This is a genomic window from Chitinophaga hostae, from assembly GCF_018224885.1.
Classification (GTDB): Bacteria; Bacteroidota; Bacteroidia; order Chitinophagales; family Chitinophagaceae; genus Chitinophaga; species Chitinophaga hostae.
On record NZ_JAGTXB010000003.1, the window covers coordinates 358728 to 369405 of the forward strand.

General features: G+C 46.0%; 7 protein-coding genes. 4 read left to right on the top strand and 3 right to left on the bottom strand.

What is annotated here, in order from left to right:
* Nucleotides 1-80 precede the first annotated feature (80 nt).
* Complete coding sequence (locus tag KE626_RS08575; RefSeq protein WP_211972456.1) at nucleotides 81-2201, bottom strand: endonuclease MutS2; 2121 nt, start codon at nucleotides 2199-2201, stop codon at nucleotides 81-83.
* Between the two features lie 427 nt (nucleotides 2202-2628).
* Here KE626_RS08575 and msrA point away from each other — a divergent pair, with 427 nt between their 5' ends.
* From msrA to ygiD, 4 genes are all read left to right on the top strand, one after another.
* A complete protein-coding gene (msrA, locus tag KE626_RS08580; protein ID WP_211972457.1) occupies nucleotides 2629-3276 on the top strand; it encodes a peptide-methionine (S)-S-oxide reductase MsrA in 648 nt (215 codons plus the stop codon).
* A 311-nt stretch (nucleotides 3277-3587) separates the two neighbouring features.
* Nucleotides 3588-4007, top strand: a complete 420-nt coding sequence (locus KE626_RS08585) for a hypothetical protein (protein ID WP_211972458.1) — start codon at nucleotides 3588-3590, stop codon at nucleotides 4005-4007.
* Nucleotides 4008-4066: 59 nt separating this feature from the next.
* Nucleotides 4067-4480 (top strand): RrF2 family transcriptional regulator, encoded by a 414-nt coding sequence (locus tag KE626_RS08590; protein WP_211972459.1) that lies wholly within the window; start codon nucleotides 4067-4069, stop codon nucleotides 4478-4480.
* 42 nt (nucleotides 4481-4522) lie between these two features.
* Entirely contained in the window at nucleotides 4523-5347 is an 825-nt protein-coding gene (gene ygiD / locus KE626_RS08595) for a 4,5-DOPA-extradiol-dioxygenase (RefSeq protein WP_211972460.1), read from the top strand.
* A 268-nt stretch (nucleotides 5348-5615) separates the two neighbouring features.
* On the opposite strand, the gene KE626_RS08600 is transcribed toward ygiD, so the two are convergent.
* Both KE626_RS08600 and KE626_RS08605 read right to left on the bottom strand, forming a co-directional pair.
* On the bottom strand, nucleotides 5616-8036 hold the full coding sequence (locus KE626_RS08600; protein WP_211972461.1) for a TonB-dependent receptor: 2421 nt from the start codon (nucleotides 8034-8036) through the stop codon (nucleotides 5616-5618).
* Nucleotides 8037-8213: 177 nt separating this feature from the next.
* Complete coding sequence (locus tag KE626_RS08605) at nucleotides 8214-10610, bottom strand: ABC transporter permease (protein ID WP_211972462.1); 2397 nt, start codon at nucleotides 10608-10610, stop codon at nucleotides 8214-8216.
* Nucleotides 10611-10678 lie beyond the last annotated feature (68 nt).

Sequence of the window (10678 nt, forward strand, 5' to 3'; positions counted from 1 at the left end):
GGTAAAGGTAGCTGATTAAACAACCTTACTCCAACTATACCGCGTATAGATAATTTCTATATTAAAGCCGGTTGTCTATATCACTTCCCCTCATCTACTTTTTCTGCGGGTTTTTCCTGCACCAGCACCAGGTCACTCAGCTTCACATTAATAGGAATATTACCAATCTTCACAATAGCCCGCTTATCACGGATCTCAAGCACCTTGCCCACCTGGCGGTTGGTCACAATCTTCACCTGCATCCCTACCTCTATCTGTCCTTTGATTTCCTCAAATTTATCCTGCACTTTTTTATTCAGTTGCACGGTATGCTGTTTTTCGCGACGACGGAACAGCAGTATTTCGGCCTGCTTCATCACCTTTTCCTTATCATCAGCACGCTTCCATTCTATCACGATCTGTTTCAGCTTACGCTCCATATCTTTCAGATAATTCAGGTCATCTTCCTTGATCTGGTTCTGCAACTTCAGCAATGTATACTGCTGTTGCTTGCGTTCTTTATCAGCCAGTATCTCATACTCCTTTTTCAACCGTTCATTTTCCTTCAGGAGCTTCTGCAGATCCTTTTCCTTGGTTTCTACCTTCTGCAGATCCTGTTCGGCTTTATTCAGCAGCTTATCCAGCTGGAAATGGCCTTCATCCACCAGTTTCTTGGCCCTGGCAATCAGTGAAGGATGCAGCCCGATACGCTCGGCAATGGAAAAAGTATAGGAGCTGCCCGGTTTACCCACCATCAGCTTATACATGGGCAACAATGTTTCTTCATCAAAACCCATGGCCCCGTTGATAATGCCCTTTACCTTATTGGCCATCACTTTCAGGTTCAGATAGTGCGTAGTCACCACGCCATAGGCGTGCTTCTTGGCCAGTTCTTCCATGATCACCTCTGCAAAAGCCCCTCCCAGGTTAGGATCCGAACCGCTACCCAGTTCATCTATAAAGAACAGGGTTTTGCCGTTGGCATTCTCCATGAAATACTTCATGTTTTTCAGATGGGAGCTATAGGTACTCAGCTCAAACTCCAGCGATTGGGTATCCCCAATGTGGATCATCAGTTGTTTGAAGATGCCCATCTGGGAAGAGGGATGTACCGGCACCAGCAGCCCCGACTGTAACATCAGCTGTATAAGCCCGATGGTTTTCAGGGTAACGGTTTTACCACCGGCATTGGGTCCGCTGATCACCAGTATATGCGCATCCTTATCCAGGTTAATATTAACCGGGATAGTGGGCTTCTGGTTCTTCCTGTTATACAACAGCAACAGCGGGTGATAGGCCTGTATCAGGTTTAGCTGGGCGTGTGGCAACAGCATCGGGTAGTTGGCATCCATATCCAGGGCCAGTTTAGCCTTTCCCCGGATAAAATCGAAAGTGCCCAGTATCTCGTGGTAGCTGTTCAGCAAACCGGAATAGCCACTCAGCGCCGATGTCATGGCTTTGAGTATCCGGTATACCTCACGGCCTTCCTCCCGTTCCAGGGACTGGATCTCGTTGTTAAGCTCGATCGTTTCCTCCGGTTCCAGGAAAGACGTTTTACGGGTATCCGATTCGCCATGGATCAGGCCCTTGACCATACGCTTGTTTTCCGCGTAGATGGCTACCACCCTACGTCCGTTGAGGAACGCCTCTTCCTGGTCGGCCAGGTAGTTGAGTTTCTGTAATTTTTGGAGAATACGGTCAAATACACGGCGCAGTTCCGTTCTTTTGCGGAACAGCGACATCCGGATTTTGGCCAGTTCCGGGGAAGCATTATCCCTTACCTGCCCCAGCTCATCCAGCACCTCATCAATGGTAGCGGTAATCTTCTTCTCATAATGGGTGTCTTTGATCACTTCAAAAAGCCCCCCGTATTGTAAACGGCGGTCGTGATCAAAAAAGCGGACAATACTGTGCATACTTTCTGCCAGCTTGCGGAGCAACATGGCCTGCTCACCGGTAAGTACCGCCCCTTCGATAGAAAGAAGACGCAATTCCCTTTTCAGGTTCAGGATAAAATCGTTCGGGAAATTCTCCTGTAACAGGGTGAGTTGCTTGTATTCGTGTGCCTGTTGAAGGGCTGATTTAACGTAATCTATATGCGTATGCAGGCGCAGTTCTGCGGCCATCTCCTTGCCGAGTTCTGTTTTACAATGCTCTTGCAGCAATGCCTGTACTTTGTCGAATTCCAACTGCATTAACGCAGATTCAGGAAAATATTTCAAGTGTTATTTATTTAAAGTAAGAAGGCACAAACAAGCCAGTACCTGTTTGTGTCTGCGTAAAAGGTTTACGATCAGGGCGCGTAAAAGCGCTGCCATCATTGTGGCGGGGAAAGCGTTATCCGGGAAATATTAGTTCTTGTTCATCTTATTTGTCATTATGCTATCAAACGTATCCGGTTATTCCGGCTTATTATATCTGTTCCTGCTGCTGCTGACGTATGTTTTAAATGCCTTCCGGAGTACCCCACGGGTTCCTGGAAACTCCAAAAGAATGTTAAAGTTACTTAACTTGTCGTTCTCCTGCATCACATATTACGTAAATAGTGAAAGAAGCAGGCAATATAAAGATGCTCCGGCACACTGCAATCCCGCTACAGTGTTAATTCCGGGTCATATAAAAAAATCTGCATCTTTAAAATTTTATTTTATGAGAAAATATTCAATTTTCATTTGTTTGATAGCACTGGCGCTTTTTGCCTGCGCTCAAAACAAAAAGGATAAAGTACCAGGGGACATGGAAGTAAGCAACAATCAAAAAACGGCCACCGCTACCTTTGGAGGCGGCTGCTTCTGGTGTACAGAAGCGCAATTCCAGGAACTGGATGGGGTAATTAAAGTAGAATCCGGCTTTGCCGGCGGCAACGTAGCCAACCCCACCTACGAAGAAGTATGTACCGGCACCACCGGCCACGCCGAAGTCATCAAAGTCACCTACGACCCGGCCAAAATCAGCTATGACGAGCTGCTGCAGGCATTCTGGCTCAGCCACGACCCTACACAGCTCAACAGGCAGGGTAACGACGTAGGTACCCAGTACCGCAGCGTTATCTTCTATAATAGTGAAGAACAAAAGGAAAAAGCCGAATTATACAAGAAAAAACTGCAGGAGTCAGGGGCCTACGACAAACCAATTGTGACAGAGATAGCGCCTCTGACCAATTTTTACGCTGCGGAAGACTATCACCAGAACTATTATAACCAGAACGGTTCGCAGCCTTATTGCACCTTTGTGATTAAGCCTAAACTGGAAAAATTCAAAAAAGCCTTCGCCGGGCACCTGAAGAAAGGATACTAGCGGGGATTTTTTTCTTGCCCAGGATTTTCTTGCCCAGGATTTTCTTGCCCAGGATTAACGGTGATTATGATGATTTTCAGGATTTTTTTCTTTTTGATTTTAAAAGATTTGGGGAGATCTAAGCAGATATTTTCACCCAGATCTCCCAAAATCTTTTAAAATCTGATAATCAATAAAATAAAATCCTGAAAATCATCATAATCACCGTTAATCCTGGGCAAGAAAAAAATCCGCTGCATTTCCCCTAATAGCTAAAAGCTAAGAAACTTTTCCTATCTTAAGCTGTAGTCAACAAAAATATTCCACCATTAATGAGCACTGAACTTGCATGTCCCTGGTGTGGGAGCCCTCATATTATACGCACTATACCAGAAAAAGATCCATTTAATGTAATGCTGGTTTGTCAACAATGCCAGCGGGTAATTTCCGGAAATGATCACCCTTCCACCCAAAAAAGCAGGTCTGCTACCAGGGCCATCGAAGAAAAAACAATACAACTGGCAATGGGCGCCGGCAAACTGCCCGCGGTCAGATATTACCTGACCGAAATGAATAAACAACCCGGCGCCAACCTGGGCCTGCTGGAGGCCAAAGAAGCCGTAGAAAGCCTTATTGCCGCGCGGGGACTCAGCAGCGCCGTGAAAAAACCCAATAAAAATGGTTGCGTTATCGTGCTGATCATACTCGTCCTTATTATCGCCAGCATCGTGTACTTCTACACCCACCGGTAAAAATTTTTCCATTTGCCTTGATTATTGTACTTTTGTACTGTAATAAAAGGAATTACAGAATGAACAACGGAAGATTTCCCATTTCAATGCATATTCTCACGCTGCTGGCCAGCGCGGATGGGGAATTGTTGTCATCTGATTACATCGCCGGCAGCATCAACATCAACCCCGTACTGGTACGCAAGGAAATCAGCAACCTCCGCAACCACGGGCTGATAGAAAGTAAAGAAGGCAAAAACGGCGGAGCTACCCTGGCAAAACCAGCGGAAAAGATCCAGCTCTCAGAAGTATTTCACGCCGTACAACAGGCCTCCCTGCTGGGAAACAGCAAAAACGAACCCAACCCGGACTGCCCGGTGGGGAAGCAGATCAAACAACGCCTCGACCACCTCTACCTGGAAATCGAAAGCGCGCTGCTCCATAAACTGGAAAAAATGAGCCTGGCCGATTTTCTACGCCAGTTCCAACAATAAATATTTATCATCAAAGGCATTGCTGCCATCAGGAGGAATAGCATGCAACTCAACGATCTCAGAAATATTACCAGCGAATATAAAAGTACCGGTCAGATGCCGGTGATGTTCATTGGTCACGGTAACCCCATGAACGGTATCAGCGATAACGCCTTTACCCGCGCACTGGGCAAAATGGGACAGGACTTACCGCAGAAGCCTGCCGCCATCCTGGTAATATCCGCACACTGGCTTACCAAAGGCACACATGTGCTGGTAGCCCCCCAACCACAAACCATACACGATTTTGGCGGATTTCCGGAAGCCCTCTACGCCGTACAGTACCCCGCCCCCGGGGCGCCGGCGCTGGCAAGGGAAACCAAACAACTGATCACCTCCACCAATGTTATGGAAGATGATCAATGGGGACTCGATCACGGCTCCTGGACTGTACTCAAACATATGTATCCCATGGCCGATATCCCGGTATTCCAGCTGAGTATCGACTATCACCAACCACCGGAATATCATTTCAAACTGGCGGCAGAACTGAAAGCCCTGCGAAATAAAGGCGTACTGATCATGGGAAGTGGTAACATCGTGCACAACCTGAGACAGATCTCCTTTAGCGACAACGCCCAACCATTCGACTGGGCCCTTTCTTTCGATGCTACCGTAAAACAAAAACTGGAACAAAAAGCCTTCAGCGACCTGGTAAATTATCAAAACCTCGGCAGGGAAGCACAATTGTCGATTCCTACCAACGACCATTACCTCCCCATGCTCTATACCCTCGGATTGGTTAACAAAAACGAGGAAATAGAATTTACTTACGAGGAAATACAAAATGGCAGCATCAGTATGCGCTGCTTTAAAACAACAGTGTAGCCATTAGCTTCTAGCAAAAATGCAGCGGATTTTTTTCTTGCCCAGGATTAGACTGATTTTGACGATTTTTCAGGATTTTTTCCTTTTTGATTTTTAAAAGATTTTGGAAGATCTAAGCGGATATTTCGGCCAGGATCTTCCAAAATCTTTTAAAATCTTTTTAATCAAAAAAATAAATCTTGAAAATCATCAAAATCAGTCTAATCCTGGGCAAGAAAAAAATCCGCTGCATTTCTGCTAAAAGCTAACAGCTAAAATCTAACAGCTATTAAAATCTATACCCGATCGTCATCCTGAAATTACGCCTGGCCTCCACAATATAGCTATAGATACCACCGGCAGCAGGGATGGACGCTGCTGTCAGCAGCTTCTGATCGTTCAGCAGGTTATTTACCAGCAGGGAAACATTATACTTTCCTTTTGCATAATTCAAACCGGCATCGGCGCGGAAATAGTTTGGTATATTAGGCTTCGTGGACGTACTGCCAACTACCCTGTCTGCCAGCCACTGTATACCTCCACTCACGCCAAATCCATTCAGCCATCCTTTGCTGATTCTATAGTTCAGCCATGCATTAGTGATATGTTTGGCAGTATTGGGCGTAATATTACCCAACGTTTTTGTTTTAGCGTTCGCCGGCTCTTTCGATATTTTGGAATCCGTGTACGCATAGTTCAGGGTAGCATTCAGCCCCGGTAAAATCTCTCCGTTTACATCTATTTCCACTCCCTTGGTTTCTGTTTCGCCCAGCTGCTCCTGTACATCTGCACCGCGACTATCTTTCATATTCAGTGTGATCAGTGAGTTCTGACGCCTGATCCGGTAAACAGATGCAGAAGTTACCAGCTGGCCATTAAACCACTCCCGTTTAACACCCGCCTCTACATCCACGCCGGTAATAGGTTTAAAGGCGTTTAAATTGGAATCCAGGCCGGGCACAGGCACAAAGGATTTATCGAATAATCCGTAAACCGTGGTGTGCTTATCTATCGAATAACTCAGTCCTACACGTGGCGTTACTACATTATCTTTCAGTTCTGCGGCCTTTGTTTTACCTACTGTTTCTGCATAAGTGAAACGTGCAGCCAGGGATAAACGCAGCCGGTTATCAAAAAATCCGAGTTCATCCTGTATATACGCAGAAGTATAATTTACAACGGAAGCATAGGTAGTAGATCCGGCCCTGGTTCTCACACTCTGGCTCCTGTCTGTTTTAGGAATAGAATCAAAAGCAATTCCATACACCGGGTTATATACGTTGAAGGGCACTCCTTTCGGCAATTGCAGGTTAGGCGTCAGCGTTCTGAAATCGCCCCAGAACTTCTTATTTCCCATATCAATACCCGCCAGTATCCGGTGACGTACAGATCCGGTATATTCCTCCCCTGAAAAGGAGGCCTGGGCAAAACGATTCTCTCCGGCTTCATCTGCTACACTGTAATACCGTTTCATATCGCCATTGTCTTCCATACTGGTGGCCCATATGCTGTTAGCCACCATGTTAAAGTTGAAGTAAGCCACCTGCGCATGCGCTTCCCATTTATCATTCAGCTTATGATCGAAGTAGAGATATATACTGTGATCCCTCAGCTTACCCGGCTCCAGGGAAGGATCTCCATAGAAGAAATCATTGGAGATATTTTCATCCAGTATTTTCTTTTTGGAGAAGACATAATTCCCGTTAGCCAGGTACTTCGACCCCTGAAACGTATACTCGAGGGTAACGGAAGTGCGGTCATCTACCACGTATTTTAATACCGGCGCAAACAGGTAGCGGTTGTTATAGTTGTATTTGGTATAGTAATCCTTTTGCTGGCCGGCAATATTTAACCGGTAAAGCAGCTTCCCATCTTTACTCAGTTTCCCGTCAAAATCCAATGCAGCCCTGTAAGTGCTGAAACTACCCATACTGATGGTAGCGGCGCCTTTTGTATTGCCGGTTGGTTTCTTGGTAACTACATTGTAAAAGCCGCCGGGTTCACCGTTTGCCAGCATAAATCCGGCAGGACCTTTTACAAATTCGATACGCTCAATCATGGCAGCATCTTCTGCTGTGGGACCCCAGCTGGCTTCTATATTCATGCCGTTACGGAAAGCCGGAATTTTAGACCCACGCATCCTGATCTGTGCATATTGGTTATCCCAATGCCCTACGCGGCTGGCGCCGCTCACGTTACGGGTAATACCGTCCACGATATCAAAAGCCTGTTGATCGGCCATCACGGTACCGGAAATCACCTGGATATTTTGCGGCACTTCGAGGATAGGCGTTCTTAAACGCAGTGATCCCGAAAGCGTATCATTCTTGTACCGGTTCTTCATACCATTAATGGTTACTTCTTTCAGTTGCTTGTCAGATGCTTCCAGCTGCAGGCTCACCTGCACAATCTGGTCTTTCACTACAATCACTTCCTGTGTCAGCGTTTTATATCCCATCAGCATTACCTGCAGGGTATAATGCCCCGGAAGCATTTTCTTAAACACAAATTCCCCTCTTTCATTGGTGAGTGTTCCCTTGTTTTTCTCCTTGATCTGAACCGCTACATATGCGGCAGGTGTTCCGTCCGAAGTAATGATCACGCCCTTAATAGCAGATAATGGTTCCGTTGCTGCGGATGCTGTAACAGTAAAGAAAAGCGCACACAAAAAGCATATCAGTGCCATGCCCCGGCCGATAAATGAAGACATATAGGTTAGTTAAATGCTATGAAAAATCAGCCGCAAAAATACAGGCAGGATGATAAGCGGGTTTTCTGATTCGGGAAAATGGTTTACGCAAAACGGAAAATCATCGTCGCGTTTACAAAACCAAAGAGGCTGTCTCTTTTTATGGAGACAGCCTCTTTACTATTCGGAGAAAATTATCTATTCTGCCCGCAAACTTCTGACAGGATTCGCCATCGCCGCTTTAAACGCATGGAAGCTTACTGTCATCAGTGCAATTACTACAATCGCGCCACCGGTTAATACAAACACCCATATGCTGATACCAATGTGATAAGCAAAATGATTCAGCCAGCGATCCATAATCCACCAGGTAAGCGGGAATGCCACTGCCGCGGCGATCAGCAATAATTTCATAAAATCTCTCGATAACATCCGCACAATACTACTGGTGGAAGCACCCAATGTTTTACGCACACCAATTTCTTTTGTGCGCTGGACTGCCGTAAAAGCCGCCAGGCCAAAGAGTCCCAGGCAGGCGATAAACAGTGCCAGCATAGCAAACATCATAAAAATGGCTTCCTGTTTCTGTTCTCCTGCATATTGTTTTGCAAAATTCTGATCTAAAAAACTGTAACCAAAATTATGATCGGGATCAAAGGATTTAAATACCTTTTCTATATAGGCTACTGTAGCCGGAATGTTTGTTTTACTCACCTTTACGTACACGTTATCTTCATCACGGGCTTGCGAAGGCATTTCCAATACCAATGGTGCAATTTTATGTTGCAGTGAATAGATGTGAAAGTCCTTGATAACCCCTACAACTATACGCTCTTCCCTATCAGAGGTATTTACATTTTTTATCCATTGTACCCGTTTGCCAATTGGCTGATCCCAGTTGAGTGCCTTCACCAGCGTTTCGTTCACCAACACGGAATGATGCGCATCTGCGGCGCCCGTATCAGAAAAATTACGTCCGCTCAGTAAAGTAATACCCATCGTTTTCAGGTAGTCAGCATCCACCATATAACTTTGGGACATATAGGTAGATGTTGCCATGCCGTTTTTTCCTTCAAAGAAAAATCCATGGCCGCCTATATCATTTTTTCCGATGGCATTACTGGCCGCGGATGCCTGCTGTATCTGCGGATTGCGAAGTAACTGCTCTTTTAGTGCCGGCATCCTGGTGCGCATTTGCTGATCGGGAATATGAAAAGTAAGTACCTGGTCTTTATTAAATCCCAGGTTCTTTTTCATAACAAATTGCAGCTGATCATAAGCCACCATGGTGCTGGCGGTTAACACAATTGCTACAATAAACTGAAAAGTAACCAGCCCTTTCCGGAAGCCGGCATGATTCCCCATGCCCAGCTTGCCTTTTAAAGCGTTTACAATCCGGAACCCCGACATGAATACCGCCGGGTAAATACCCGCCAGCAAACCTGTTAATACCGACAACAGGGTAATCACTCCCAGGGTTTTCGCTACCCCAAACTGCCAGATGGAAACATGCGAATTAGTAAAGGCATTGAACCATGGCAGTGATGCCATCACCAGTACCATGGCCAACAGGGCTGAAAAGAACGTAAGCAGCATAGACTCCGTCAGGAACATGCGTGCAATATCCTCCCGGTGCGAGCCCATACTTTTACGAACACCTACTTCCTTTACACGGGCCGAAGAACGGGCCGTAGCCAGGTTCATATAGTTGATACAGGCAATCAGCAAGGTCAGCGCCCCTATACAAAGGAAGATGTAGATATAAAGAATATTGCCGTTGGCAGACATTTCAAAATCCAGGTGGGAATGCAGGTGAATGTCCGCCACAGGTTGCAGCTCCATCTTATAACCGGCGTTTCCCATTTTTGATTTCAGGTAACGCTCAAAAAACATGGGCAACTTGGTCTCCAGCACTTTTCGCTCTGCACCGGGCTGCAATAACAGGTAGGTATATACGCTGAAGTCCTGCCAGCCATTTTCATTATAATGAGGTGGCAGCAAGCGTAATGCGCTGAAAGAAAAATGGGAATTGGCCGGCACATCTTCCATCACAGCGGTTACCTGGTATACCGTACTATCCTCTGTCAGCACGGTTTTTCCTACTGCGTCACCTGCGCCTCCCAGCAGCTTCTCTGCCAGGCTACGTGTAACTACCAGTGAATTAGGCTGCGACAACGCACTCGTGGCCTCACCTGCCACAAAGGGAAAATCAAAAATGTTAAAAAAAGTGTTGTCCACAAAAAACATGTCTCCCACTTCCACCTTCTTCTTTCCATATTTCAGGGCAGCCCCTCCCTCCGGATCTATGCGGGTGGTTTGTGCTATTTCCGGGTAGTCTTTCTTTAATGCAGCGGCAAAAGGCGGAGCGGTAATAGCCAGGTTAAGATCACTGCCCTCTCCCGTGGTCCGGTTCACTACCCTGTAAATGCGGTCGCCCTGGGAATAAAAATTATCGTAGCTGGTTTCCCGTTGTACATACAACAGCAACAACCAACAGGCCGCAAGGCCAATAGCCAGACCGGCGATATTGATCAATGAGTAATACTTATAACGAACAAGGTTACGCCAGGCAATAAGGAGATGATTGCGAAACATCTTAGATGAATTTATTGATGAATCCTACCTCACAAAACTATCTTCCCGAACAGGAAAAGAAAAAACAT

Excerpts from the sequence above, each read along its gene's own strand:
- KE626_RS08605 (WP_211972462.1), bottom strand. The coding sequence starts at position 10,610 with ATGTTTCGCAATCATCTCCTTATTGCCTGGCGTAACCTTGTTCGTTAT.
- KE626_RS08590 (WP_211972459.1), top strand. The coding sequence starts at position 4,067 with ATGAACAACGGAAGATTTCCCATTTCAATGCATATTCTCACGCTGCTG.
- KE626_RS08585 (WP_211972458.1), top strand. The coding sequence starts at position 3,588 with ATGAGCACTGAACTTGCATGTCCCTGGTGTGGGAGCCCTCATATTATA.
- ygiD (WP_211972460.1), top strand. The coding sequence starts at position 4,523 with ATGCAACTCAACGATCTCAGAAATATTACCAGCGAATATAAAAGTACC.
- msrA (WP_211972457.1), top strand. The coding sequence starts at position 2,629 with ATGAGAAAATATTCAATTTTCATTTGTTTGATAGCACTGGCGCTTTTT.
- KE626_RS08600 (WP_211972461.1), bottom strand. The coding sequence starts at position 8,036 with ATGTCTTCATTTATCGGCCGGGGCATGGCACTGATATGCTTTTTGTGT.